This window comes from Rhizobium aethiopicum (assembly GCF_900094625.1).
In the GTDB taxonomy this organism is placed as follows: Bacteria; Pseudomonadota; Alphaproteobacteria; order Rhizobiales; family Rhizobiaceae; genus Rhizobium; species Rhizobium aethiopicum.
The window spans coordinates 198,840-224,724 of record NZ_FMAJ01000002.1 but is presented as its reverse complement, the minus strand read 5'-3'; the positions used below and the strand labels follow the sequence as shown (position 1 = coordinate 224,724).

At 61.0% G+C, this 25,885-nt stretch carries 25 protein-coding genes and 2 pseudogenes; 17 read left to right on the top strand and 10 right to left on the bottom strand.

The window, feature by feature from the left end:
* Positions 1-4: 4 nt before the first annotated feature.
* Complete coding sequence (locus GA0061105_RS05405) at positions 5-1,351, top strand: sigma-54-dependent transcriptional regulator (protein WP_092748581.1); 1,347 nt, start codon at positions 5-7, stop codon at positions 1,349-1,351.
* A 134-nt stretch (positions 1,352-1,485) separates the two neighbouring features.
* Here the strand turns inward: GA0061105_RS05405 and GA0061105_RS05400 are convergent, their stop codons facing one another.
* On the bottom strand, positions 1,486-1,953 hold the full coding sequence (locus GA0061105_RS05400; protein ID WP_064695956.1) for an Lrp/AsnC family transcriptional regulator: 468 nt from the start codon (positions 1,951-1,953) through the stop codon (positions 1,486-1,488).
* A gap of 231 nt (positions 1,954-2,184) precedes the next feature.
* Here GA0061105_RS05400 and trxB point away from each other — a divergent pair, with 231 nt between their 5' ends.
* The 7 genes and pseudogenes from trxB to GA0061105_RS05365 all read left to right on the top strand — a co-directional run bounded on the left by trxB (position 2,185) and on the right by GA0061105_RS05365 (position 8,011).
* Positions 2,185-3,159, top strand: coding sequence for a thioredoxin-disulfide reductase (gene trxB / locus GA0061105_RS05395; protein WP_064695895.1), 975 nt, complete (start codon positions 2,185-2,187; stop codon positions 3,157-3,159).
* 22 nt (positions 3,160-3,181) lie between these two features.
* Entirely contained in the window at positions 3,182-4,078 is an 897-nt protein-coding gene (locus tag GA0061105_RS05390) for a LysR family transcriptional regulator VtlR (RefSeq protein ID WP_004671024.1), read from the top strand.
* Positions 4,079-4,631: 553 nt separating this feature from the next.
* Positions 4,632-4,925 carry an ArsR/SmtB family transcription factor gene (locus GA0061105_RS05385; protein WP_092748579.1) on the top strand — a complete coding sequence of 98 codons (294 nt, stop codon included), beginning with the start codon at positions 4,632-4,634 and terminating at the stop codon, positions 4,923-4,925.
* A 19-nt stretch (positions 4,926-4,944) separates the two neighbouring features.
* Positions 4,945-5,241 (top strand): annotated as a pseudogene (locus tag GA0061105_RS05380) (MFS transporter); the annotation flags it as partial.
* A gap of 25 nt (positions 5,242-5,266) precedes the next feature.
* Positions 5,267-6,391, top strand: a complete 1,125-nt coding sequence (locus tag GA0061105_RS05375; RefSeq protein ID WP_092748577.1) for an alkene reductase — start codon at positions 5,267-5,269, stop codon at positions 6,389-6,391.
* 75 nt (positions 6,392-6,466) lie between these two features.
* A complete protein-coding gene (locus GA0061105_RS05370; protein WP_092748575.1) occupies positions 6,467-7,267 on the top strand; it encodes an aminoglycoside phosphotransferase family protein in 801 nt (266 codons plus the stop codon).
* A 228-nt stretch (positions 7,268-7,495) separates the two neighbouring features.
* Positions 7,496-8,011, top strand: coding sequence for a GrpB family protein (locus GA0061105_RS05365; protein WP_092748573.1), 516 nt, complete (start codon positions 7,496-7,498; stop codon positions 8,009-8,011).
* On the opposite strand, the gene GA0061105_RS05360 is transcribed toward GA0061105_RS05365, so the two are convergent.
* On the bottom strand, positions 8,008-8,295 hold the full coding sequence (locus GA0061105_RS05360; RefSeq protein WP_064695889.1) for a DUF2188 domain-containing protein: 288 nt from the start codon (positions 8,293-8,295) through the stop codon (positions 8,008-8,010). The genes GA0061105_RS05365 and GA0061105_RS05360 overlap by 4 nt on opposite strands.
* 232 nt (positions 8,296-8,527) lie before the next feature.
* Between GA0061105_RS05360 and GA0061105_RS05355 the strand changes: the two genes are divergently transcribed.
* Positions 8,528-9,625: a calcium:cation antiporter gene (locus GA0061105_RS05355; protein WP_092748571.1), complete on the top strand. Its 1,098-nt coding sequence runs from the start codon at positions 8,528-8,530 to the stop codon at positions 9,623-9,625.
* A 33-nt stretch (positions 9,626-9,658) separates the two neighbouring features.
* Here the strand turns inward: GA0061105_RS05355 and GA0061105_RS05350 are convergent, their stop codons facing one another.
* The 5 genes from GA0061105_RS05350 to GA0061105_RS05330 form a co-directional block, all read right to left on the bottom strand.
* Positions 9,659-10,528 carry a 3-deoxy-manno-octulosonate cytidylyltransferase gene (locus GA0061105_RS05350; RefSeq protein ID WP_092748569.1) on the bottom strand — a complete coding sequence of 290 codons (870 nt, stop codon included), beginning with the start codon at positions 10,526-10,528 and terminating at the stop codon, positions 9,659-9,661.
* Positions 10,529-10,575: 47 nt separating this feature from the next.
* On the bottom strand, positions 10,576-11,481 hold the full coding sequence (locus tag GA0061105_RS05345; RefSeq protein ID WP_092748567.1) for a glycosyltransferase: 906 nt from the start codon (positions 11,479-11,481) through the stop codon (positions 10,576-10,578).
* A gap of 177 nt (positions 11,482-11,658) precedes the next feature.
* The gene (locus tag GA0061105_RS05340) at positions 11,659-12,051 is read right to left on the bottom strand and encodes a type II toxin-antitoxin system VapC family toxin (protein WP_092748565.1); all 393 of its coding nucleotides are present in this window, start codon (positions 12,049-12,051) and stop codon (positions 11,659-11,661) included.
* A complete protein-coding gene (locus tag GA0061105_RS05335) occupies positions 12,048-12,308 on the bottom strand; it encodes a type II toxin-antitoxin system Phd/YefM family antitoxin (RefSeq protein ID WP_092748563.1) in 261 nt (86 codons plus the stop codon). Before GA0061105_RS05335 ends, GA0061105_RS05340 begins: the two co-directional genes overlap by 4 nt.
* Positions 12,309-12,409: 101 nt before the next feature.
* Positions 12,410-13,612 carry a pyridoxal phosphate-dependent aminotransferase gene (locus GA0061105_RS05330; RefSeq protein WP_092748561.1) on the bottom strand — a complete coding sequence of 401 codons (1,203 nt, stop codon included), beginning with the start codon at positions 13,610-13,612 and terminating at the stop codon, positions 12,410-12,412.
* Positions 13,613-14,111: 499 nt separating this feature from the next.
* Here GA0061105_RS05330 and GA0061105_RS05325 point away from each other — a divergent pair, with 499 nt between their 5' ends.
* The 4 genes from GA0061105_RS05325 (at position 14,112) to GA0061105_RS05310 (ending at position 20,271) form a co-directional block, all read left to right on the top strand.
* The gene (locus GA0061105_RS05325) at positions 14,112-15,743 is read left to right on the top strand and encodes an ArnT family glycosyltransferase (protein ID WP_064695883.1); all 1,632 of its coding nucleotides are present in this window, start codon (positions 14,112-14,114) and stop codon (positions 15,741-15,743) included.
* 202 nt (positions 15,744-15,945) lie between these two features.
* Positions 15,946-18,318 (top strand): marine proteobacterial sortase target protein, encoded by a 2,373-nt coding sequence (locus GA0061105_RS05320; RefSeq protein WP_092748559.1) that lies wholly within the window; start codon positions 15,946-15,948, stop codon positions 18,316-18,318.
* Entirely contained in the window at positions 18,308-19,069 is a 762-nt protein-coding gene (locus GA0061105_RS05315; RefSeq protein WP_092748557.1) for a class GN sortase, read from the top strand. Before GA0061105_RS05320 ends, GA0061105_RS05315 begins: the two co-directional genes overlap by 11 nt.
* Before the next feature lie 59 nt (positions 19,070-19,128).
* On the top strand, positions 19,129-20,271 hold the full coding sequence (locus GA0061105_RS05310) for a PQQ-dependent sugar dehydrogenase (RefSeq protein ID WP_092749033.1): 1,143 nt from the start codon (positions 19,129-19,131) through the stop codon (positions 20,269-20,271).
* Positions 20,272-20,275: 4 nt separating this feature from the next.
* On the opposite strand, the pseudogene GA0061105_RS05305 reads toward GA0061105_RS05310, so the two are convergent.
* Positions 20,276-20,748 (bottom strand): annotated as a pseudogene (locus GA0061105_RS05305) (DUF3052 domain-containing protein).
* Between the two features lie 81 nt (positions 20,749-20,829).
* Here GA0061105_RS05305 and GA0061105_RS05300 point away from each other — a divergent pair.
* The 3 genes from GA0061105_RS05300 to GA0061105_RS05290 all read left to right on the top strand — a co-directional run bounded on the left by GA0061105_RS05300 (position 20,830) and on the right by GA0061105_RS05290 (position 23,020).
* A complete protein-coding gene (locus GA0061105_RS05300; protein WP_092748555.1) occupies positions 20,830-21,720 on the top strand; it encodes a DMT family transporter in 891 nt (296 codons plus the stop codon).
* A gap of 485 nt (positions 21,721-22,205) precedes the next feature.
* A complete protein-coding gene (locus tag GA0061105_RS05295) occupies positions 22,206-22,421 on the top strand; it encodes a cold-shock protein (RefSeq protein WP_003561293.1) in 216 nt (71 codons plus the stop codon).
* A gap of 146 nt (positions 22,422-22,567) precedes the next feature.
* A complete protein-coding gene (locus GA0061105_RS05290) occupies positions 22,568-23,020 on the top strand; it encodes a BA14K family protein (RefSeq protein ID WP_064695954.1) in 453 nt (150 codons plus the stop codon).
* Positions 23,021-23,079: 59 nt separating this feature from the next.
* On the opposite strand, the gene GA0061105_RS05285 is transcribed toward GA0061105_RS05290, so the two are convergent.
* Entirely contained in the window at positions 23,080-23,952 is an 873-nt protein-coding gene (locus tag GA0061105_RS05285) for an oxidoreductase (protein WP_092749031.1), read from the bottom strand.
* 35 nt (positions 23,953-23,987) lie between these two features.
* Between GA0061105_RS05285 and GA0061105_RS05280 the strand changes: the two genes are divergently transcribed.
* A complete protein-coding gene (locus GA0061105_RS05280; RefSeq protein ID WP_064695877.1) occupies positions 23,988-24,446 on the top strand; it encodes a winged helix-turn-helix transcriptional regulator in 459 nt (152 codons plus the stop codon).
* Here the strand turns inward: GA0061105_RS05280 and GA0061105_RS05275 are convergent.
* A complete protein-coding gene (locus GA0061105_RS05275; RefSeq protein WP_064695952.1) occupies positions 24,443-25,819 on the bottom strand; it encodes an ATP-binding protein in 1,377 nt (458 codons plus the stop codon). The genes GA0061105_RS05280 and GA0061105_RS05275 overlap by 4 nt on opposite strands.
* Between the last annotated feature and the right edge of the window lie 66 nt (positions 25,820-25,885).

Genomic DNA, 25,885 nt, shown 5'->3' with positions numbered 1-25,885 from the left:
GGTCATGGCCACACCGATGCCCGTTGCGCTGATCGACGACGACAAGGACCTGCGCCGCGCCACAGCCCAGACGCTCGAACTCGCCGGCTTTTCCGTTTCGGCCTATGAGGGCGCGAAAGCTGCTCTCGCCGATCTACCTGCCGATTTTGCCGGCCCTGTCGTCACTGATATCCGCATGCCCGAGATCGATGGGCTGCAGCTCTTCGCCACGCTGCAAGGCATGGATGCCGACCTGCCGGTGATCCTGATGACCGGCCACGGCGATATCCCCATGGCCGTCCGGGCGATCCAGGATGGCGCCTATGATTTTATCGCCAAACCCTTCGCGGCCGACCGGCTCGTCCAGAGCGTGCGCCGGGCAAGCGAGAAGCGCCGGCTCGTTCTCGAAAACCGCATGCTGCGCAAGGCGGCCGAAGATGCGCAGGAGAATTCGCCGCTGATCGGCCAGACACCTGTCATGGAAAACCTGAGGAAGATCCTTCGCCACATAGCCGATACCGATGTCGACGTGCTCGTCGCCGGCGAAACCGGCAGCGGCAAGGAGGTGGTCGCCCAGATACTGCATCAGTGGAGCCATCGCCGGAGGGGCAACTTTGTGGCGCTGAACTGCGGGGCGCTACCCGAAACCGTCATCGAGAGCGAGCTCTTCGGCCACGAGGCCGGTGCCTTTACCGGCGCGCAGAAGCGCCGTACCGGCCGCATCGAGCATGCGAGCGGCGGTACGCTTTTCCTCGACGAGATCGAGAGCATGCCTCTCGCCACGCAGGTCAAGATGCTGAGAGTGCTGGAGATGCGTGAAATCACCCCGCTCGGCACCAACGAGGTCCGTCCGGTTGACCTTCGCGTCGTCGCGGCTGCCAAGATCGACCTCGGCGATCCCGAAGTGCGCGGGGATTTTCGTGAGGATCTCTATTACCGGCTGAATGTCGTGACGATTTCCATTCCACCGCTGAGGGAGCGTCGCGACGATATTCCGCTGCTGTTTTCCCATTTCGCCGCCCGTGCGGCCGACCGCTTCCGCCGCGATGTCCCGCAACTCTCAGAGAATGTCCGCCGCTATCTTGCCACCCATTCATGGCCCGGCAATGTCCGCGAACTCTCCCACTATGCCGAACGCGTGGTGCTGGGCGTGGAAGGCGGCGGAGCTGCCCCCGTTTCCCCTCAACCTACCGGCGGCACGCTGCCCGAACGGCTGGAACGCTATGAGGCGGAGATCATCCGCGATGCGCTTTCGGCCAATGACGGCGACGTACGTGGCACCATCGAAGCGCTCGGCATTCCGAGAAAGACATTTTACGACAAGCTGCAGCGCCACGGCATCAATCGGGGCGGCTACGCCTCGCGCAAATGACGCAGTCGCGCAAAAGTGTGCAGCGTTTTTCCCAGGCAAAGCGCGAAGCGCTTTTGCCGCAACGACGTACGTAAAAACAAAAACCGAAAGCGCAACGAGCGAATCCGAAAGATCGCGACGTCCTTTAGACTGTTTCAGACTTCGACCAGACCCAGCTTCTTCACCTGCCGGATCGTCAGCATGGTGCGCACGGTATCGACATGTTCGTTCGCCGTCAGAATCTCGATGACGAAATCCTGGAAGTGGGTGAGATTTTCCGCCACGCAATGCAACAGGAAATCGCTGTCGCCCGAGACCATCCAGGCCTGGCGCACCAGCGGCCATTCGGTGGTGGCGGCGGCAAATGCCTTCAGGTTGCCTTCCGATTGATGTTTGAGGCCGACCATGCAGAAAGCGACCAGGTCGAAGCCGAGCTTCGGGCTGTTCAGCATGGCGTGATAGCCTTCGATGATCCCCGCTTCCTCGAGTTTGCGGACCCGGCGCAGGCAGGGCGGCGCCGAGATGCCGACGCGGTCGGCGAGTTCCACATTGGTCATGCGGCCATCGGCCTGCAGCTCCCGGAGTATCTTTATGTCGATGACGTCGAGTTCCGTGCGACCCACAGCGTGGCCTTTCTTTAATTCTTCGCGGCGAGCTTCTATATAAAGCGGCGGAATACGCAAGAAAGTTTCAAGCCGATGACGGATTCTTGCACATCGAGGCGATTTGCCTTGTTGGTAATGCAAGGCTGCCCTTGAATAATAACATTGGTCGTTCATTAATGGCGCATGGACCGCGAAACGGCCTCAATCGCTCTTTAGCCGCCGCCCTCCTGCCAGTCGAAAGGAAATGACATGCCCGCCCGCCACACGAAGGTGCTCATCATCGGTTCCGGACCCGCCGGCTATACTGCCGCGGTCTACGCCGCGCGCGCCATGCTGAAGCCGGTCCTGATCGCCGGTCTCGAACAGGGCGGCCAGCTGATGATCACCACGGATGTCGAGAATTATCCGGGCTTTGCCGATCCAATCCAGGGCCCCTGGTTGATGGAGCAGATGCTGCAGCAGGCGAAACATGTCGGCGCCGAGATCGTCAATGACCTCGTGACCGAAGTCGACTTGAACCAGCGGCCCTTCGTCGCCCGCACCGACAGCGGCCAGGTCTGGACGGCAGATACGTTGATCATCGCCACCGGTGCTAAGGCCAAGTGGCTCGGCATCGAGAGCGAGCAGCATTTCCAGGGCTTCGGCGTTTCGGCCTGCGCCACCTGCGATGGTTTCTTCTATCGCAACAAGGACGTGATCGTGGTCGGCGGCGGCAACAGCGCCGTTGAAGAAGCGCTCTATCTCTCCAACATCGCCAAGTCGGTAACATTGGTGCACCGCCGCGACTCCTTCCGCGCGGAAAAGATCCTGCAGGAACGCCTGTTCGCCAAGGAAAACGTCAAGGTGCTGTGGAACACCGAGGTCGCCGAAATCACCGGCACCCCGGCCAAGCCGCCGATGCCGCAATCGGTGACTGGTGCGCGCCTGCGCGACGTCAGAACCGGTGCGGTCACCGAAATGTCGATCGACGGCGTCTTCGTCGCCATCGGCCACGCGCCAGCAACCGAGCTTTTCAAGGGCAAGCTGAAGCTGAAGGACAATGGCTATCTCTGGACCGCGCCGGATTCGACCGCGACCAGCCTGGAGGGGGTCTATGCAGCCGGCGACGTGACCGACGATACGTTCCGCCAGGCAATCACCGCCGCCGGCTTGGGGTGCATGGCAGCGCTTGAAGCTGAGCGATATCTGACGGGCCACATGCCTATCGCCGTGGCTGCGGAGTAAGACCGGCATGAGAGGCGGGGGAATGCCATTGGATTGGGATAAGCTGCGTATTTTTCACGCAGCTGCCGAGGCGGGTTCGTTCACGCATGCGGCGGATAAACTGCATCTGTCCCAATCCGCCATCAGCCGCCAGGTCAGCGCGCTGGAGCAGGATGTCGGCACCAAGCTGTTTCACCGCCACGCGCGCGGTCTGATCCTGACGGAACAGGGCGAGCTGCTCTACCGCACCGCTCATGACGTGCTGCTGAAGCTCGAAACCGTGAAGATGCAGCTCACCGAGACGACCGAGACGCCGTCCGGCAAGCTGCGTGTCACCACGACGGTCGGCCTCGGCCAGGGCTGGCTCACCGACAAGATTCAGGAATTTCTGCAGCTTTATCCCGACGTGCAGATCCAGCTGATCCTCGACAACGAGGAAGTGGATGTGAACATGCGCCATGCCGACTGCGCGATCCGTCTGCGCCAGCCGCAGCAGTCCGATCTCATCCAGCGCAAGCTCTTCACCGTGCACATGCACGTCTATGCCGCTCCCTCCTACATCAATCGCCATGGCGAACCGCAAAAGATCGAGGATCTCGACAATCACCGCATCATCACCTTCGGCGAACCGGCGCCGAGCTATCTGCTCGACGTCAACTGGCTTGAGGTCGCCGGCCGCTCCTCGGACAATAAACGCATCCCGCATTTGCAGATCAACAGCCAGACTTCGATCAAGCGCGCGTGCCTGCTCGGAATCGGTGTCGCCTGCTTGCCGGATTATATCGTCGGCCGCGATCCCGGCCTGATTCAGCTGGCGATCAACGCCGATGTCCCGTCCTTCGACACCTATTTCTGCTATCCGGACGAGATCAAGAATGCTGCCAAGCTGAAAGCTTTCCGTGATTTCATCGTCAGCAAAGCGAGGAACTGGAACTTTTAAGCCAGTTTTATGGAATGTTTTCCATACTATGCGGTGAGCGCATGACTGGCATGCACAAATGTGGGTTGCCGTTTGCCCATTAAACCACCATATCGCACATAGCTGATGCACATGGTGGCTTTTCCTCCCAGTTCCACCGCATTAGCTGTTCCCCTCTGGAGGTTTTTTAACCTTCACACTTATAAGGGCCCTGGTTTTCCAGTGGCCCTCTTTTTTTGCCTTGCTTCAACGGGAAATGCCGCACCGCAAAAAAATTGTGCGGCGCATAGCAGGCATGCACAAAAAAGCATTGAAACCTGCCTAAGGAAGCACCATATCCAACTCGGCTGATGCATCTTGTGGTTTCTCTCCCAGTACCACCGCATTAGCTGTTCCCCTCTGGAGGTTATTGACCTTCACAATTCAAAGGGCCCTGGTTTCCGGTGGCCCTCTTTTTTTTGCCCAAAATTTACGCATGCGGGAAAAGCTGCCGCCTCACGCCTCCGTGATTTGCATATCGACTTTCAACGATCAACATATCGATCAAACACGATTTATAGTTCGGCAGACGACGATGGACAAAGATGAGATCATGAAGGCGCTCGCCCATCCCACCCGGATGGACATTCTGAGCTGGCTGAAAAATCCAGAGGAACATTTCCCCACGCAGGAGCATCCCTTCGAGATGGGCGTCTGCGCCAGCCAGTTCGAGCGCTGCGGCCTATCGCAATCCACCGTCTCGGCTCATCTCGGAACGCTGAATCGCGCCGGCCTCGTCACTACCAAACGCGTCGGCCAGTGGATCTTCTACAAGCGCAATGAAGAAACGATCGCCGCTTTCCTCAAGCAGCTGGCACAGGATCTTTAGAATGCCCCTCGCCCTTCTCGTCCTCGCCTTGAGCTCCTTTGCGATAGGCACAACGGAATTCGTCATCACGGGCCTGCTGCCGGAGGTCGTCGGCTTCGGCAAGGATGCACCGAACCTTGTCTCGACGATTAATATCGGCGCCTTCAACACCGGCAATGCGCTCGGCGCCTGGGCGGGCGGCGTGGTCATCGATGCCGGCTTCGATCTCACCCGCGTTCCGCTCGCCGCCGCCCTCATGGCCCTGATCGGCTTCGGTGCGACGGCGCTCACCTATCTCTCCGCCAGGGGCCGGGCCGCGCTTGCCCCTGCCAAGTGATCCTCCCGCAAAAGAAAGGACCATCATGGCCAAGCTTTTCGAACCTGCCAAGGTTGGCGACATCTCTATCAAGAACCGCATCGTCATGGCGCCGCTCACCCGCAACCGTTCGCCGGGTGCGATCCCCAACGACCTCAATGTCGAATATTATCGCCAGCGCGCCACTGCGGGCCTGATCATCACCGAAGCGACCGCGATCTCCCATCAAGGCCAGGGTTATGCCGACGTGCCCGGCCTCTACAGCAAGGAAGCGCTCGACGGCTGGAAGCGTGTGACCGACGCCGTCCACGCAGCCGGCGGCAGGATCGTCGTCCAGATGTGGCATGTCGGCCGCATCTCGCATACGACGCTGCAGCCGGACGGCGGCAAACCGGTCTCCTCGACCAATCGCGCCGCCAAGGCCAAGACCTATCTGGTCAATGCCGACGGCAGCGGCAGCTTTGCCGATACCTCCGAGCCCCGTGCGCTCGAAACCGCCGAAATCCCGGGCATCATCGGCGACTACCGCAAGGCAGCCCGCGCCGCCATCGATGCCGGCTTCGACGGTGTCGAGATCCACGGCGCCAATGGCTACCTGCTCGATCAGTTCATCCGCGACGGCGTCAACGACCGCACCGATCAATATGGCGGCTCGGTCGAAAACCGCACCCGTCTGACCTTCGAAGTCGTCGATGCCGTGGTGAAGGAGATCGGCGCAGGCCGCACCGCGATCCGCATCTCGCCGGTGACGCCGTCAGGCGAAAGCTATGATTCCAATCCGCAGGCGACCTTCACCCATGTCGTCGAGGGACTGGCCAGATACGATCTCGCCTATATCCACGTCATCGAAGGCCAGACCGGCGGCGAGCGCGACTACAAGCACGGCGACAACCCCTCCTTCGATTACAATGCGCTGCGCCAGGCCTATGAAAAGGCCGGCGGCAAGGCCAGCTGGATGGTCAATAACGGCTATGACCGCGATCTCGCGATCGACGCCGCCGAAAGCGGCCGCGCCGACCTCGTCGCCTTCGGCAAGCCCTTCATCGCCAATCCCGATCTCGTCGAACGGCTGGCAAAGAACCTGCCGCTCAACACGCCCGACCAATCGACCTTCTACGGCGGCACCGCCAAGGGCTATGTTGATTATCCCACGCTTGAAAAGGTTGCCTGAGCCTTTGAGGATTCGTAGTGCAAAATCCCGCCGAATGGCGGGATTTCTACGTTCAGCATGCCTATATAGGACGCCATGTTCGCTCCTCATCTCGATCGCTGGTCGCTCACATCCGACGGCGAGCCCATCATCACCCATTCGAGCCACCTGCTGCCGGTCCTCTGGCAGCAGAGGCCGGCCATGCTGAAAGTCGCGATCGATATCGACGAACGATACGGCGCGCTGTTGATGCAGTGGTGGGACGGCGATGGCGCGGCTCATGTCTATGCCCACGAAGGCGACGCCGTATTGCTGGAAAGGGCAACCGGGAAACGCTCGCTGCTTACCATGGCGATGGACGGAGAAGACGACGAGGCAAGCCGCATTCTCTGCCGAACCGCGGCGCGGCTGCATGCGCCGCGTGAAAGACCGCTCCCCGATCCTATTCCGCTCACTCGCTGGTTCCGCGATCTCGAGCCGGCCGCCGGCAAACATGGCGGTACACTTGCCGATTGCTCGGCGATCGCCAACGCCCTCCTCGCCGATCCGCGCGATCTCTCCGTCCTTCACGGCGACATCCACCACGGCAATATTCTCGATTTCGAGGCGCGCGGCTGGCTCGCGATCGATCCGAAACGGCTCCATGGCGAGCGCGGCTTCGATTTCGCCAACATTTTTGCCAATGAGGAGCTGCCAACCATCACCGACCCGGCCCGTTTCCGCCGCCAGCTCGCCGTCGTCTCGGCGGAAGCCCGGCTGGAGCCGAAGCGGCTACTGCAATGGATCGCCGCCTATTCCGGCCTGTCCGCCGCCTGGTTCCTCGGTGACCCAAACGTCGAGCAGGCCGAGAAGGCCTTGACGGTCGCCCGGATCGCGCTCGCCGAACTCGCAGCTTAGCGCGCCTTGGGCAGCAAATGCCCTTAGTCAAAGGTCTTCGTGACCACGACCGATAAACGAACGGGCACACAGCGCCAGAATCGGGATCGATTTCCCGAGCATGCGCAAACTCATAGCATTACAGCATCCGGAGCGTGTCCTGCCGGACACCGTCTTCCAAGCCGCTGTTTGCGTAATTCTCGACGCAGAGCCGCTTCACACTTTGCCGAATTGGCCGGGGAGGTAAAGATGACAGCTCATAATCCGGTCGAACTCGTGCCTTACGACCCGCAGTGGCCGGCAAATTTCCGACGCATCCGCGCCAGATTGCTCACCTTGCTGCCGCAGGCGCTCTCCATCGATCATATCGGCAGCACGTCCATACCGGGCATGATCGCCAAGCCGCTCGTCGATATCGATATCGTCCTCCCCAGCCTCGACCATATTAGGGATGCGACGCGAGTGCTTCTGGCAGAAGGCTATGAACCGCGCGGCAATCGCTATGACGAGGAGGTGTGGGCGTTTCTGTGGAAAGGTTCGATACCGGCGGAACGGGTCTATCTTTGCCCGGCCGGTAACCGCACGCATCGAAACAGGCTGGCTTTCCGGGATTATCTCATCGCGCATCCGCAGTCGGCGAGCGATTATGCCGTGCTCAAACGCAGGCTGGCAGCCGAATTCAGGATGGACGGCGATCGCTATACCGCCCTAAAGCGCGAATTTGTCGACACCGTTGTCGCGCAGGCATTGGCAGGCGATGATTAGCTTCGGATATCTTGCGAGGCCCCGGCCGCACGGTCCTTCCACAAGGCGTCCACGACCTCGGTTTCCGGCCGGTCGCCGCCCTCGGCATATTCCTCATGCCATTTGCCATTCTCGTCCTGCCAGCTGATCTCGGCGGAATCGCCGCCGACCTGCTGTTCGGCCGCAACAATACGAGCAGCTTCGAGCGCATCGGCATGGGTCGGGAATGCCTCGGAATAGACGCCTCCCAGCCTGTAGGCCCAACCGCCATCATGCGGCACGACTTCGTAGACCACCTTGATCATGCATCCGTCTCCTCATCTTCTTGTTGCGCATACGCACGCTTCCGGACAGGATCCGGATCATCGCGGCCGCTTGACGAGAATACGAGGACGCCGCGATCTGCTTTCCGGCCCCGATTACGTTCAGTATTCCATTAAACGCTAAAGACTGCAAATAGGACGAGTATCGGGGCTTGCTGCAGCAGCGAAATCAATGACTTATATAGGCCGTACGAACCGGGACAGGAGCCAGGGCTTGAGCATCGCGTCGCGCTTTAAAGAGGAAAAGTTTCTGATCGCCGCACTTGTCGTTGCGATGAGCGCCTATCTCTTGGAACACGCCGTAGTCGAGCTCGGGCGCGGTGTCGCGTTGCTTGCCGCCGCCGCCCTGGTCGCCACCATCGTGCTTGCATCGATCCGCGTTGCTCATCATGCCGAGCTGCTCGCCATCAAGGTCGGCGATCCCTATGGCACGATGATCCTGACGCTTTCAGCCCTCGCCGTCGAAGTCATCATCCTTGCCATCATGATGACCGGCGAGAACTCTCCGACGCTGGTGCGCGACACGATCTACTCGGCCCTGATGTTCGATATCAACGGCATTCTCGGCCTCGCCGCCCTTCTAGGCGGCCTCAAGCACGGGGAGCAGCCATATAACGACAATTCGGGCAAGACATACGGCGTGATGATCCTCACCGCCATGGGCATTTCGATGGTCGTGCCGGAATTCGTGCCGAGCGATAAATGGCACTATTATTCCGCCTTCACCATCGTCGCGATGATCACGCTATACGGCCTCTTCCTGCGCATGCAGGTCGGCCAGCACAGCTATTTCTTCAGCTACAGCTATCCGCGCTCCGAGCGGACGAAGGAAGGTCACGATGAACAAGGCGCCGACGGACCGGCCGCCGTCTCGATCGCCACCATCCTCGCCGGCGTCGTCATCATCGGTCTGCTGGCGGAGTTCATGTCGGCCTTCATGACCGAAGGCCTGCGCGACAGCGGCGCGCCGATCGCGGTGACGGCCGTCGTCGTCGCGGCGATCTCGGCCGCGCCGGAGATCCTGACCGCCTTGCGGGCGGCGCTGAAGAACCGGATGCAGGCGACGGTCAACATCGCCATGGGCGCCTCGCTCTCGACGGTCATCCTGACGGTGCCCGTGATGGAGGCGATCGCGCTCTATACCGGCCAGCCCTTCATCATGGCGATGACGCCAGTGCAGACGGTGATGGTGGCGATCACGCTGATTGCCGCGGCGATCAATCTCAATGACGGCGAGACCAATGCCATCGAGGGGATGACGCATTTCATCCTGTTTGCTACCTTCGTCATGCTGACGGCGCTCGGGCTTTGAAGGCCGTGCGCTGCCGGCAGCCCTCCGCGACGGTCATTCCTTCGACTTTTCGAGGAAGCGCTCTTTGCGGGTTTTCGGCTTGAAGCGCCGGAAGAAATTCTCGATCGCACGGATGGATTTGGTCACGGACATCAGCCTGTCGATCTGGCTGTTGGCATTATGGAGCCGCTCGGACAAGACCTCTGCCGCCGTCATCGCAATCTCGATCGGCGGCACCTGCGGAAACCGTTTGGCAAGCGCCGCATAGGGGCTGGCGTCGACGCCGCCCATCATCGAGATCGAACCCATCCGGGCAAAGAGACGCAAAAAGATCTGCTCGAACGTCCAATCATGCACGTCGAAGACCTTCCATTTCTCGCTTCTCTTTGCCGAAAAGCCAGCAAGCAGGATCTTGCCCGGCAGTTGCAGGTCGGCGAGCCAGAGCGCCATCGCGAAGCCGCTCGTCGCGATCTTGCCTGCCGGGTAGAGATCGGCGAGCATTCGCGTCAGGTCGAGGTGGCGGGCTCCGGCGCCTTTGAAGCTGCTCTCTTCGCTGAAGTTTTCCTCCGGGGAGACGCGAATGTTGACGACGCCCAGAAAATCATCGCCGGCAAAGAAGCGCAGTACATCCCCCACCTCGCGCCGGTGAACGATATTGGCGCCCATCACGCCGCTGCGGGCCACCAGCACCGCATGGCCGGTGAAGGGTTCGTCGAGCACCTTATAGACATTGTTGAAGAAGACGTAGAGAGCCGTCTCGGGCAATTCGCTTCTGAGCCGCTCGAAGTCGACCGCTTCGCTGTTTGCCACCAGAACGACATGGGAATAGCGGGACAGCAGCGCCTTCCAGGCGTCCGCCGTCAACACATTGAAACCGCCATCTGCGGTGGCCGTGGTTTGCATCTCGCTGGGGATCGATTCCATATCGGCTCACATGCACTTTCCAAGGACGATGCGCTCGGCCCGCCTCACTAGCTGTTGCTGAAATAGGCGCGCATTCGGGAAAGCCGCGCCAGCCCGCCGATCTGCCTTCCTACATGCAAGAGGAAGCCGGCCACCCGGCCCGTTATCGACGGCTGCCTGCAGAAGGAGGCCCAGCGCGTGTCGCGGAGATCCTCGGCATAACGCTTGGCCATCCGCCGGTGCACCCAGGGAACGGTCGCCTGCCACGGCTTCCTGCGGCCGGTAAAATGAAAGATGGCCGGCCGGTCGACGAAAGGCAGCAGCCCCGTCTGCGTATTCCAGCGCGGATCGAGCACCAGCCAGTCGCCGTCGAAAGTGACGTTCAACGCATCCTGGTCGTTGTTCTCGAACAGGTGCGACCGCTCCTCGAAGATTTCCCGGGTCCTGGCGAAAAGCCCCTTTGCCCGGCAGGCCGACCAGTCGAACAGCAAGACCCCGGCATTGAAATAGCGTCCGCCCTCGCCCATGCCAATCTTGCGCTGCCGCGCGCCCGCCTTCTCGGGAAAGGCCATGACATAGTCGTCGACGGCAGCGAGCGCCTTGCCGTGTAAATCAAGGCCAAAGAGTTCATCGACCGGCGCGACCGCCAGCACGTCGGCATCGAGGTAAAGCAGGCGCTCGATATTGTCGGGTATATCCCGATCCATGTAGAGCCGCGCCAGCGTGGCGGCGGACCAGCGGCCCCGCGCCTGGAGGCCGGTATCGGGCGTCTTATAGGGCAGCACTCTGATCGCCATACCGTGAAGCCGCCCAAAATTATCGACCTCGGCGACCTCGTTCGGCTTGAGGTCGATGCCGAGAAGCAGGAACTCGATGCCGGGATTCGTAAGATTGCACTTGACGGAAAGCAGGGTGCAGCAGGCGGCCGGCAGCATGTTAACGTCAGAACATACGATGACGGCACTCTGCTGCAAAATCCGGCCCCCCGAAGCGGCAATTGAACTTGATGCCGGATATCTAGTTGGTTTGGCGTCCGCCCGCAACCGCAGACCACCCTTCCCACCGGCACTCGCCCCACTTTTGAATCTCATTTCAACGACTTGCGAGGCGAAGCGGAATCTGTGCGGCAACACGTTGAATCGGGATGTGAGCTATAGTCGCAATGCCAGAGGATGATCGACGAGCAGCCGGTCGACCGTGGCGAACTGCAAGCCTTCGACCTTACACTGCGCCAGCAGCAGCCGATCAAACGGATCACGCGTCTCCGGCTCGGGATCGGCGGCGGCGATGACATGCGGGATATCGATGGGCAGGATCGTCAACCCGGCCTCCCTGAGATAAATGGGAATGATCTCGACGGGCAATCCCGGCTGCAGTTTGCCAAGCCTTGTCTTGATGGCAATTTCCCAGAGGCTGGCGACGCTGACGAAGCCGCTGGCGGCGCCGTCTAAAAGCAACTGCTCGACACGCGGAAAGCGTTCGGTCAGTTTCTTCTGGGCAATAGCAATCACCATGTGCGTGTCAAGCAGCACACGCACGGTCATGGCAGCGGCTTAAGAAGGAAATCTTCCGGCAAAGGATCGTCGAAGTCGTCGGCGATGTACACCGCCGTCCGCGTGATGCCCTTTGAGCGAAGATAGTCCTCGCCGGCCTCCAGATTCAAACCGCCGCGTTTCTGATGCGGAACCAGGTCGAATACCGGCCGGCCGTTGCGCGTCACGACAATGGTTTCGCCTTCCTCGACCTCGCGGGCAAGCTCGGTCAGGCGGTTCTTCGCATCACGGATCGAAACGGTCTTCATAGTCTCAAATGTAGCCACATGCAGCTACATCGTCAACGCCGGATAAAAACAAAAGGCCCGCCGTCACCGGCAGGCCTTGGATAGATATTGCGGCAATCAGCTTACTTGCAGGCGCCGCAGAAGCGCTGGATGCGGCGGCAGGCTTCTTCCAGAAGCGCTTCCGACGTCGCATAGGAGATGCGGAAGTTGGGGCCGAGGCCGAAAGCCGAACCGTGGACGACGGCGACGCCTTCCGATTCCAGAAGCTCGGAAACGAAATCCTCGTCCGTCTCGATGACCTTGCCCGACGGCGCCGTCTGGCCGATCAGGCCGGCGCAGGACGGATAGACGTAGAAGGCGCCTTCCGGAACCGGGCAGACGATGCCCTTGGCCTGGTTCAGCATGGAGACGACCAGGTCTCGGCGGCCTTCGAAGATCTTCTTGTTCGCCGGGATGAAGTCCTGCGTTCCGTTCAGCGCTTCGACGGCCGCCCACTGGGCGATCGACGTCGCACCCGAGGTCTGCTGGCCCTGGATCATGTCCATCGCCTTGATCAGCTGGATCGGTCCGGCGGCATAGCCGATACGCCAGCCGGTCATCGCATAAGCCTTGGAGACGCCGTTCATCGTCAGCGTGCGGTCGTAGAGCTTAGGCTCGACTTCGACTGGCGTGACGAATTTGAAGTCGCCATAGGTCAGGTGCTCGTACATATCGTCGGTCAGCACCCAGACATGCGGATGCTTCATCAGCACATCGGTGAGCGCCTTCAGTTCGGCATGCGTATAGGCGGCACCCGTCGGGTTGGACGGCGAGTTGAAGATGAACCACTTGGTCTTCGGCGTGATCGCCTTTTCGAGATCGGCGGCCTGAAGCTTGAAGTTATGCTCCTGGGTGGCCGAAACGAAAACCGGCGTGCCGCCGCACAGCGCCACCATCTCCGGATAGGAAACCCAGTAGGGCGCCGGGACGACGACTTCGTCGCCAGGGTTCAGCGTCGCCATGAAGGCGTTGAACAGGATCTGCTTGCCACCGGTGCCGACGATCGTCTGCTCCCAGGAATATTCGAGACCGTTCTCGCGCTTGAACTTGGCGGCGATTGCCTTGCGCAGCTCGGGGATACCGGAAACTGGCGTGTATTTCGTCTCGCCGCGGTTGATCGCGTCGATGGCGGCCTTCTTGATATTGTCGGGCGTATCGAAATCCGGCTCGCCTGCGCCGAGGCCAATGACGTCGCGTCCTTTTGCTTTCAGCTCGCGCGCTTTCTGGGAAACGGCGATGGTGGCTGAAGGCTTCACACGGGAAAGAGCATCGGCAAGGAAGGCCATGATATCGGTCCTATTGGTTGAAACGGGCAGAAAGCCGGGACCGGAGTTCTGCGGTTAGCTCTATGTCCAATGTATGACGGCATTTCAAGCGCAAAGGCGTGATGAGGGCAATGATTCTTATTGATCGTTTCGTCGCACCGGCGAGCCGGCCCGCGGCCCTTTTCCTCAAGGCTTGCGGCGCGCCGACCGGCCGCAGTCTCTCCACAGGCCACACCGCAGTTTTCAGATAGGCGGCTGCCCCGACGCCGTTCTGCTTGTGTTCGAAGGAAGGGTGAGGTCGCTAGTCAATTTGGGCGAATTGCTTTTCAAGTCATTGCTGATGAACTGCCATCATGACAAAGCCGCCTTGCAAGCCTTTCAAGCTGCTCCGCCATACCGACGAGCCGCCCCCTGCAGCCGATCGCGCCGGCGGCCATAGCCCGCGCAGCCTGCCCCTCCTCTCGACCCAATGCCGGCATGTGTCGCGCCGCGCCGGGCGTCATGGCGGACACGGGCGCAGATGACGGACGTCCCGGGATTGAATCAGGCCAAAGGTCGGCAATATCAGCAGCGGACGACCAACCGCGACATGGCCCGCCGCAACTACCTGAGCCTCGACACGGCAATCCTGCTGGGGATTCTGTTGATCGCGATCGTCTTCAGGTTCCACAAGATCACCTTACCTCTGGTCGACGGCTTCAGCTGGCGCGAGATAAGCACTGCAATGATGGCCGACAATTTCCAGCAGCGGAGCTGGAACATCTTCTTTCCGGAGGTTAGCTGGACCGGGCCGGGGCCGAGTTATCAGGGCCGCGAGTTCCAGATTGTCAGCTATCTCACCGCCCTGCTCTACCAACTTTTCGGCTGGCACGACTGGTTCGGCCGCGTGGTTGCGGCCTTCTTCGGTCTGGTCACAGTTTTTTCGCTGCACAGGCTGACGGCGCTGTGCTGGGGGAAGATGCACGCCCACGCGGCGGCACTTGCCTATGCGTTGATGCCGGCAGCGATCATGATCGACAGCTCGTTTCTTCCCGATCCCGCAATGCTGGCCTTGGTGACCCTTGGCGTCTGGCTGTTCGTCAAATACTGGGTCGGCGGCAGCGGCTGGCTCTTGCCGCTCGCCACGGCCAGCTTCACGCTCGGCGCGCTGTCAAAGCCGCCAGGCCTCGCGGCCGGGGCCGTCATATTCTATCTGATGGTCTGCTGGATTCTGAAGAAGAAGCGAAAGCAGGCGACCAGGGTCTTCTTGTGGGGCCTTTTCAGCCTGGCTATCATCGGCGCTTATTTCAGCTGGGCGATTTATCTCGGCCGCAGCTATCCGCCGTTTCATATCGCCGGCAGCGGCGGCTATATCTGGGATTACGGCGTCTGGTCATACGTCAAGGACAGGTTCTACTTCAAATCCGTATGGAACACCTCCGTTTTGTGGTTCTATGGCTATCCGTTCATGGTGCTGTTCGCGATCGGTTTGTGGATGCCGCTCAGCCGCGCCGAAGATCCGAAGCAACGCTTCCTTTCGGCCATTCCCTATGTATGGCTGGCCGCGGCCGTGATCCTCTATCTCGCCGCGGCGGGCGAGATCACCAGCAATGTGTGGAACTTGCACATCTTTCATGTGCCGGCTGCGATGTTCTGCGGCCACGGCGCGCTTCTTCTGGCAAAGCTTTCATCGAAAACCGTTCTAACCCCGGCGGTCGTGCTCCGCTCGATTTGCATCGTGATTGTCGCGGTGGGCTGGTCGACCCTTCCCCTCGTCAGGACGATGAAGAAGCCAATCGCTATGAACGGCAAGCTGCTTGGCGAGGAACTGGCGCGATTAGCGCAGCCGGGCGACCTCGTCGTCGCCATCGCACCCGAGGTCGGCGATCCCGTCGCGGTCTATTACAGCAGGGCGCGGGGCTGGGTGTTCCCGCCCGGCGGAGGCGATTCCGAATGGTCGAAATTCGTCGCGGATGACGCTACCGCGATCGCGCAGCTCGAGGAACTGCGCGCCCAAGGCGCGGATCTGTTCGGCGTCACCAAGAACGCTACCGACAAGCAGGACCTGCTGTTCGTCGAACATCATGATGGCGTCATCGATTACCTGGACAAGACCGCAACCAAGCTTGTGGATTCGAATGACTTGCTGGTCTATCGGATCACCCGTCCATGAGAGCCAGCAGGATCACGCCCGACACTTTCGCGGCGGCGACGATCAGGTTTTCGCCTTTTGAAATCAGAGAGATCGCCGGATTTCGTCATCGCCACGAATAAGCCGCAACAAATGCCGCACGCCGCCTCAATTCGGTCGCGAGCGCGCCGAGATCGAAGCCGCATCATTCCCTCATCCAAAATTGGTTATTGAGGGTAGGCCAATGTTTCTGGAAGATGAGTTCGCCATCGGGCGCATGCGCATGCGCCGGATTTCCATTTCATTCCTTATTGCTATCACCGCCCTTGTCGCCTGTATCGCCGCGATGCTGGGGCTTGCCGCCGCCGCACGCGCCGAGACGAGGCAGGCAACCGGCCAGCTCGCGGCCATTGTCCGGCCGAATGACGTCAACAGCGGCTCGCTGCTCTTCCCGTCGAAGGAGCCGGGCTTCTATGTCGAAGCGCCGCGGCTGAAGACCGACGTCGCGATCGATGTCTCCGGCCCGATTGCCAGGGTGAAGGTGACCCAGCGCTTCCGGAACCCGAGCAAGGGCTGGGTCGAGGGCACCTACGTCTTCCCATTGCCGGACAATTCCGCCGTCGACGCGCTGAAAATGCAGATCGGCGAACGCTTCATCGAGGGCCAAATCAAGCCGCGCCAGGAAGCCCGCGAGATCTACGAGCAGGCCAAGGCCGAAGGCAAGAAGACGGCGCTGCTCGAACAGCAGCGGCCGAACATCTTCACCAACCAGGTCGCCAATATCGGCCCCGGCGAAGAAGTCGTCGTGCAGATCGAATATCAGCAAACCGTCCACCAATCGGGCGGCGAATTCTCGCTGCGTTTCCCGATGGTCGTCGCGCCGCGCTACAATCCGGCACCGATCGTCCAGACCGTCGAGTTCAACAACGGCGCTGGTTTCGCGACACCGAGCGACCCGGTGGAAAATCGTGAGAAGATCGAAGCCCCGGTGCTGGATCCACGCGAGAATGCCAGGATCAACCCGGTCTCGCTGAGCGTCAATCTCAAGGCCGGCTTCCCGCTCGGTGACGTCAAGTCTTCCTTCCACGAGATCGATATCCGGCAGGATGGCGACCAGGCGAGGACGATCAGCCTGAAGGGTAACGCCGTTCCCGCCGACAAGGATTTCGAGCTCACCTGGAAGGCCGCGCCGGGCAAGATGCCGAGCGCCGGCCTCTTCCGTGAGGTAATTGATGGCAAGACCTATCTGCTCGCCTTCGTCACCCCGCCCACAGCACCGGATGCTGCAGCGACGCCGGCAAAACGCGAGGTGGTCTTCGTCATCGACAATTCCGGTTCCATGTCCGGCCAGTCGATCGAGCAGGCACGGCAGAGCCTGGCGCTTGCCATCTCCAGGCTGAACCCCGGCGACCGCTTTAACGTCATCCGTTTCGACGATACGATGACCGACTATTTCAACGGTCTCGTCGCCGCGACACCCGATAATCGCGAAAAGGCCGTCGCTTATGTGAGAGGCCTGACCGCCGATGGCGGCACTGAAATGCTGCCTGCTCTTGAGGACGCACTGCGCAACCAAGGCCCGGTCGCAAGCGGCGCCCTGCGCCAGGTCGTATTCCTGACGGATGGCGCGATCGGCAATGAACAGCAGCTCTTCCGGGAAATCACCGCGAACCGCGGTGATGCCCGCGTCTTCACCGTCGGTATCGGCTCGGCGCCGAATACCCATTTCATGACCAAAGCCGCGGAGATCGGCCGCGGCACATTCACCCAGATCGGCTCGACCGATCAGGTCGCGAGCCGCATGAGCGAGCTCTTCGCCAAGCTGCAGAACCCCGCCATGACCGATATCGCCGCAAATTTCGAGGGCATCGCAGCCGAAGACATCACGCCGAACCCGATGCCCGACCTCTATAGCGGCGAGCCTGTCGTGCTGACGGCGGAACTGCCGCAGGACAAGCCCGCCGGCAGGCTGCAGATCATCGGCAAGACCGGCGATCAGCCTTGGCGGGTCGAGATGGATATCGCCAATGCCGCCGATGGCCGCGGCATTTCCAAACTCTGGGCGCGGCGCAAGATCGACGATCTCGAAGCCCGTACCTATGAGCGCCAGGATCCCGCGGCGCGCGACAAGGACATCGAGACGGTGGCGCTTGCTCACCATCTCGTCTCGCGCGTCACCAGTCTCGTCGCCGTCGACGTCACGCCGTCCCGGCCGGCGAACGAGCCGCTCGGCTCGGCGAAGCTGCCCCTTAACCTGCCCGAGGGCTGGGACTTCGGAAAGGTCTCCGGCGAAGCGGACGGCGCAGCACGCCGGGCTTCGGTTGAACCGGCCGGAAACGCAGAACAGAAACAGGTTGCCGCCGCAGCGCAGGATCTCGCCGCATCGCCTGAGGTCGCAATCATGATGGCCGCGGCGCCAACGGCGAAAGCCGCCACGCTGATCGCGCAGAAGAACTCGACCGTGAACCTTCCGCAGACGGCGACACGCGCCGATGAGCAGATTATGCGCGGTCTCAGCATGCTGCTGCTCGCCTTGGCGGCGGCGAGCGGGCTCGCCATCTGGCGCCGCCGCCTCAAGGGGTTCATCACGGTCGGAGCCAAACGCGATGGGTTCTAGCAACAATGAGGAAGCGGCCGAATTCGAGCCGCTTCCGACCTACCTGGAACTCGCCATGGCCGCCGCCACGGCCCATGACTTGCCGAAAGCACGAAGGAGAAAAGGTTTCTTCCTCTGGCGTCTTTCGCCGATCGAAAGGGCGATCGCGTTCGCCATCGCAGGTCTTGCCTTCTACGGGCTGGCGCTGATCGGCGACGGCTTCCTGCTGAAGGCGAAGGCAGAAATCTCGCAGGTCCTGCTGAAGCGTGCTTTTGCCGCCGAACTAAGCGGCAAGGAGACGAAACCGTGGCCATGGGCCGATTTTACCACCGAGGCCAAGGTGCGCGCGCCGCGCCTTGGCAAGGAAGCGATCGTGCTTTCCGGCGCCTCGGGCGAGGCGCTCGCCTTCGGTCCGGCCTGGCTCGCCAACACACCACAGCCGGGCGAAGAAGGCACCTCCGTGATCGCCGCCCATCGCGACACGCATTTCCGCTGGCTGCAATATATAAAGCCGGGTGACGCGATCGAAATCACCCGCCGCGACGGCAAGCTGTTGACCTTCAAAGCCGGCGAAGGACGCATCGCCCCGTGGGACGCGAGCGGCATCGACCCCTCCTCCGACGGTCACCGCCTGGTGCTGGCCACCTGCTGGCCCTTCGATGCGACCGAACGCGGTCCGCTGCGCTACATCCTGGAAGCCGAACTGGTCGACGATCAGGCGACCGGCTCCGTTCAACCGGCAAACACAAAGCCGTCATCGAAGTCCAACTGAGGCTTGAAGCCTTCCCCTGCCCGCTCCACGTTCCGCTTGAAGAGATGACGGGGAGCAAGATGAAGAGAATATCCGCCTTCCATTTCGCTGCGGCACTGGTTCTGTTCGGCGCGATATCGGCCGACGCGGCCGATACCGTCAACACGCAGGGTCCCACGCTTCGTGTCGAAAAACTGGCCGATGGCCTCGAACATCCCTGGGCGGTCGAGGTCTTGCCCGACGGCGCCTATCTCGTCACCGAGCGCCCGGGCCGCATGCGCATCATCCGCGACGGCAAACTGTCCGATCCCATCGGCAACGTACCCAAGGTCAGTGCTCGCGGCCAGGGCGGCCTGTTGGACCTGGCGCTCGCCCCGGATTTCGCCAAGAGCAGAAAGCTCTATTTCACCGCCTCCATGGCCAATAGTCAGGGCTCCGGCACCGCAGCCTTCAGCGCGAGGCTTTCCGCCGACGAGAAGAAACTCGAGGCCGTGACGCCTGTCTTCACCATGCGGCGCTTCACGTCGACCAACATGCATTATGGCTCGCGCATCGCCATTGCCCGTGATGGCACATTGTTCATCAGCGTCGGCGACCGCGGTGACCGCGAACGTTCGCAGGACTGGCGGGACAATGCCGGCGCGATCATCCACATCAACGCCGACGGCAGCATTCCCGCCGACAATCCGTTCAAGGACGGCGGCAAGGCGCTGCCGGAGATATGGTCGAAGGGCCACCGCAATCCTCAGGGCATTACCTTCGACACCAAAGACGGCAAGCTCTACACCGTCGAACACGGCGCGCGCGGCGGCGACGAGATCAATCAGCCCGAAGCCGGCAAGAATTACGGCTGGCCGATCATCACCTACGGCCGCGATTATTCCGGCGCCGAGATCGGCGAAGGCACCGCCAAGGAAGGGCTGGAACAGCCGCTGCAATATTGGGACCCTTCGATCGCACCCGGCGCGCTCGCTGTCTATCGCGGCGCCATGTTTCCGGAATGGGACGGCGACTTCCTCGTCGCAGCGCTGAAATTCCAGCTGCTCTCGCGCATGCAGCGCAACGAGAGCGGCGCCTTCGTCGCCGAAGAGCGCTTGTTCGAGGGCGACTACGGCCGCATCCGCGACGTCGTCGTTGCGCCCGACGGCGCCCTGCTGATGGTGACGGACGAGGATGACGGTGCGCTGCTCAGGGTCTCGCGGGGGCAAGCGAGCAACGGTTGAGCGGTCACAACGTGTCGCGCAATTCCTTGCGGATCACGAATTTCAGCCCGGACCAGATCTCGTCGACAGCGCAGACCTTGATGTCGACCAGGCCGGCCGGCAGCAGGATCTCCCGCAGCACGTCCTCGGTGATATCGGTCGGCACGCGCGAGGTCTTCTTCGGCCAGGAGATCCAGATCATGCCGCTGGGCTTCAGAGCACGAAAAAAAGCGTAGGCGCGACCGCTTCCAGTACCCTGCGCTCAGTCACAAATAGATGCACATAGTCGAAGGTCCGCAGAGCGGGCAACTGAAGCAAAACCGTCGAAAGCATTGATGCCTTCGATCGTTTCGGGAATACCGAGAAGAGCGGCAGCCTGTTCCTGCGCAAGCCCGAGCTTCCTGGCGAGCGGTGTACCGGAATAGCCTGCGGTGCGGGGTGCCGCCGTGTTGCTGACCGGCTGCTGTTTTTCGTGTTGCATGCCTTCACCTCCGCCATCAGCGCCAAGTCTTCGCCCTTGCCTGGAGGAAACGCAACTGCTAACCGCTTGGACAAATCTCCCTTCCCCTCGAGGACGACATGACGCGCATTCAGGCGAACCTCCTCCTGTTGCTTGCGGCCGCCATCTGGGGCGGCGGCTTCGTCGCGCAGTCGACGGCGATGAAGGCGATCGGCCCCTTTTGGTTCATCGCCTTGCGTTTTGCCGTAGCCACGATAGCCGTGCTGCCTTTCGTCCTTGTCGAAGCGCGCAGGGCAAAGACGAAGACCAGCGCCCGCCATGCGAAGCTTTATATTCTCATCGGCCTTGCCCTTTTCGGCGGTGCAGCCACGCAACAAGTGGGGCTGCAAACGACGACGGTGACGAATTCCAGCTTCATCACCGGCCTCTATGTCGTCTTCGTGCCGCTGATCGCCGTGTTCTTTCTGCGCCGCGCACCGCATTGGATCATCTGGCCGGGCGCGCTGATGGCGCTTGCCGGCATCTATCTCCTATCCGGTGGCCATCTTTCGGCGCTCACGCGAGGCGATCTCCTGACTGTCGTCTGCGCCGTCTTCTGGGCGATCCAGATCACTCTGGCAGGCACCACCGTTTCTGAAACCGGCAGGCCGCTCGCACTTTCCGCGACGGAATTCGCCGTCACCGCCGTTTGTGCTCTGGCCGTTGCCGCGGTCTTGGAACCGATCGGGCTGTCGGCGATATGGGAAGCCGCGCCTGAGATCCTCTACGTCGGCATCTTCTCCTCCGGAGTTGCGTTCGTGCTGCAGGTGATGGCCCAGCGTTACACGACGCCCTCCCAAGCTGCGATCTTTCTCTCATCGGAAGCGCTCTTCGGCGCAACACTTGCAGCTCTCCTGCTCGGTGAGTCGATGCCGCCGACCGGCTATACAGGCTGCGCGCTAATATTTATCGCTATGCTTGTAGTCGAGCTCGTGCCCGGGTTCACGCGACGCCGTTTGCCAGCCGGGTGAACACGCGTCCAAATATGGGCGGATAGCGGATTCGAAAAAATTTTCAACGAACCGGGACAGCGCGTTCACGTTGCATTTTTGGCAAAATCTGCTCGAAAATTACATTGCGGACGATATAAATCGTTAATCATTTCCCATTCGCGACGGAAATTTTGCGCTTTTGCGCAAATTGAGTATCGACGGCAGTGTGCCCGGAAGAACACGTTAAAAAACTTTTGCTTGCCAAAATCCTTGAAACGCAGCACTCTCGGCGCGTTCGGGCATTTTGCGAGCATGGGAAGTCCTTAAGTAATTGCGCGCCGGGAACGCTAATATTCCGGTCAGCCGGTTCCGAAAATGGGGGCAAAAGTCCCACATGGAGCAGGCCGAGGTAGAGGGGACCTTTTTCTCACATTTCAAGACTTGCCTGCTAACACCTCCCGCAAGGAGGCAATGCTATGATGCTGCCCGTGTGGATGGCGGGCAGAGAGAAAAGGACCTGACGCATGGCCGAGACTGGCACTGTAAAATTCTTCAATACCGACAAAGGCTTCGGCTTCATCAAGCCGGACCGGGGCGGCGCCGATATCTTCGTTCACATTTCTGCCGTTCAGGCCTCTGGGCTGGCCGGTTTGACGGAAAACCAGAAGGTAAGCTTCGACACGGAGCCGGATCGCCGCGGTAAGGGCCCCAAGGCCGTCAATCTGCAGATTGCGGGCTGAACCCTTAACAAGGCTGTCGAATTCGAGTTGAAGCCCGGCAGCAATGCCGGGTTTTGTCGTTCAGCCTTCGTTCAGCTAGCGATCTGTACTACTGCATCATCGAGAAAGGAGCCGACGTTCGGCTCCCGGGATTGGGACTTATGCTTATGAACAGGCTCGCAAAAACTCTTCTGCTGACGGCAACGCTCGCCGCGGTTACCATCTCAGCCATCGGTGAAGCATCGGCCCGCGATCGTCATTGGCGCCGTAACGACGCGCTTGTCGGCGGCGCGGTCGGCCTTGCAACCGGCCTGATCGTCGGCTCGGCGATCGCTAATGCCAATAATGGCCCTGTTTACGACGAGCCTCGCTACATCGACCCGCCCTACGAGCCAGATTACTACGAGCCTGCTCCGGTTTACCGGGCCCCGCGCCGCGTCTACGTCGAGGAGCCGCGCTATGTCGAGCGGCCGCGATACTATGCCCCGGCCCGTGCAACGGTTGAGCCCTGGACGCCGCAATGGGAGCGTTATTGCTCCTACCGCTACCGTTCCTTCGATCCGCGCAGCGGCACCTACATCGGCTATGACGGTCGCAGTCACTTCTGCACCGCCGGCTGATCTTCCGACAATTCATCGCAAAGCGCCGCTCTTCAGCGGCGCTTTTATTTTTGGCTTATTCAGCCGGCCCTCTTCTCCCAAGGCATCGCCTGCACCTCGGCATCGGGCTCGAAATCAGTCGAGACGCTGACGGCGCGCCATTCCCGATCGGCCTCGATGCGCACCGCATCCGCCTTCTCGACATTGCGCACGGCATCGCTGCCCAGCAACAGCCGGAACGGCGGTGCGTCGAGACCAGCAATGTGAATGATGACCGCGGCAGCTTTGGCGGGATCGCCGGGCTGACGGCCGTCATATTCACGCTGGAAACGCACGGTGGCGCCAACCGTTTCCGCATAGTCCGCACGCCCCTCGGCCAGCACCGTCGAGGCGCCGGCGAAATCCGTTCTGAAGCCGCCGGGTTCGATCACCGTTACTTTGATGCCGAATGGCGCGATCTCTTTCGACAACACCTCCGAGAAGCCCTCGACGGCGAATTTGGCTGCCGAATAGGCGCCGCGTCCGGCTGGTCCGATGCGGCCGCCGACGGATGAGAACTGGATGATATGGCCTGATTGCTGGTCGCGCATAAGGGCGAGCACCGCCTTGGTCATGATAACGGTACCGAACAGGTTGGTCTCAACCTGGGCTCGGAAATCGGCAAGGCTGGTATCCTCGATCGGGCCGACATTGCCGTAACCGGCATTGTTGACAAGCACGTCTATGCGCCCGAACCGCTTCACGCCGGCCTCCACCACGGCAGCTGCCGCGGCTTCGTCGGTCACGTCGAGCGTCAGCATCAACACCTGAGTGCCATACTGTTCGAAAAGATCGGCAAGCTGGGCGGGAACGCGCGCCGTCGCCACCAGATTGTCGCCGGACGCCAGAACCGCCTCCGCCAGCGCCCGGCCGAGACCGCGCGAGCTCCCTGTAATCAACCACACCTTCGACATCGGAAACCTCTCTTTGATTGGTTCCCGGAGCATGTATGTTCTATTGTTTCCGATCGAAAGAAGGTACCAGCACGATCGATACACACCTCGAGGTAACTAAAGTGGCCGGCGACATATTCGATTTCTGCTGCAACATGACGGATGAACAGGATGCACGGGCGCGCGGCCTGATCGAGCGGGCGGCGGCGAAATGGCCGCTGCGCATCCTGCACGTGCTTGCCGATGCCGGCGCGCCATTACGCTTCTCACGCGTGCTGGAACGGGTCGAGGGCATAAGCCAGAAAGTGCTGACGCAAACGCTGCGCACTCTCGAAAGCGACGGCCTCGTCATCCGCACGCTCTACCCGGAGATTCCACCACGCGTCGAATATGAATTGACGCCGCTCGGCCGCGACCTCCTCATGCAGGTCGTCACCCTCTGGCGCTGGATCGTCGAGCGCCTGGATGATTTCGATGCGCGCAAAGCCGTGAAGCTGGCGGCAACCGACATTTAAGCCGGAATGCGGATCGTTGCCCTCAAGCCCCCGAGCGGGCTGTCGCCGAGCGTGACGTTGCCGCCATGGCTGCGGGCAATATCGCGGGCGATCGCAAGACCGAGGCCAGTGCCCGATGCATCCAGATTGCGCGCCGTATCCAGCCGGAAGAACGGTTTGAACACGTCCTCGCGATTCTTTTCCGGAATGCCCGGCCCGTCATCGTCGAAGATAACGGTCAACCATTTGGCATTGTGCTTGGCCTCAATGTCGAGCCTGTCGGCATAACGGCGCGCGTTCGAGGCAAGGTTGGTGACGAGACGCATGAAGGCATTCGGCCTGACGGAAATATTGTCGTCGCCCTCGATCGAATAGGTAAAGTTTTTGCCGTGTAGAACGAAATCAGATTCCAGCTTGGCGAATATTTCGCTGAGCTTCAGCTCGCCGACATCCTCTTCGACCTCGCCGCGCGCGAAAGCCATGTAGGCCTCCAGCATCGTCTGCATGTCATTGACGTCGTCGTTCAAGCCATGCAGGTCGGGATTGTCGCCGGCGAGCGCCAGCTGCAGTTTGAAGCGGGTGAGGATGGTGCGCAGATCGTGGCTGACGCCGGAGAGCATCGCCGTGCGTTGTTCGATCTGCCGTTCGATGCGTTCGCGCATCAGGATGAAGGCAAGGCCGGCGCGCCGAACTTCGTCGGCGCCGCGCGGATAAAAATTATCGGGCTTCTGTCCCTTGCCGAAGCTTTCGGCCGCCCGCGCCAGCATGAGGATCGGCCGTATCTGCCCGCGCAGAAAGAGGATCGAAATGCCGATTAGCACGAGCGAGGTGCCGACCATCCAGACGATGAAGATGTGGGTGTTGGAGGCATACGTCTGACTGCGCTTGGCCAGCACCCTGAGGATCTTGTTCTCGAGCTTGATCCGGATCTCGACGAGATTCGAGTTGCCTACCGTGTCGATCCAGAAAGGCCGGTGGATCTCGTTGGTGATTTCGTCGCTGAGGATGCCGTCAAGGATCGAGAAGAAGGGCTTGACGCGCGGCGGCGGCAGGTCGCCGTCCGGCTCGATGGAAATCTGCAAGTTGAGCTGATCGCGCGCGATGCGGATGATCTCGCTGTAGTCTGAATTCTGCGGATAGGTCTCGACGATCTCGATGATTGCGGCAATGTCCCGGGTGACTGCGAGCGACAGCCGCTCGGTCACCATCTGCCAGTGACGCTCCATGAAGACGGCGGCGACGACGGATTGCAGCAGTACCATCGGGATGATGATGATCAGCAGTGAGCGGGCGTAAAGTCCCGTGGGCAGCCGGCGCCGCAGCCAGCGAACAATCCATCGCCAGCCCGCCGCAGGAGTGCGGTCTTCCCGCTGCAAGCTGTCCATGGTCACCATCAGCGTCGGTCCCGGCCGTTCGGAGCATATTGCCGGAAAATGCGAACCGTTATCGGCATCATGCTC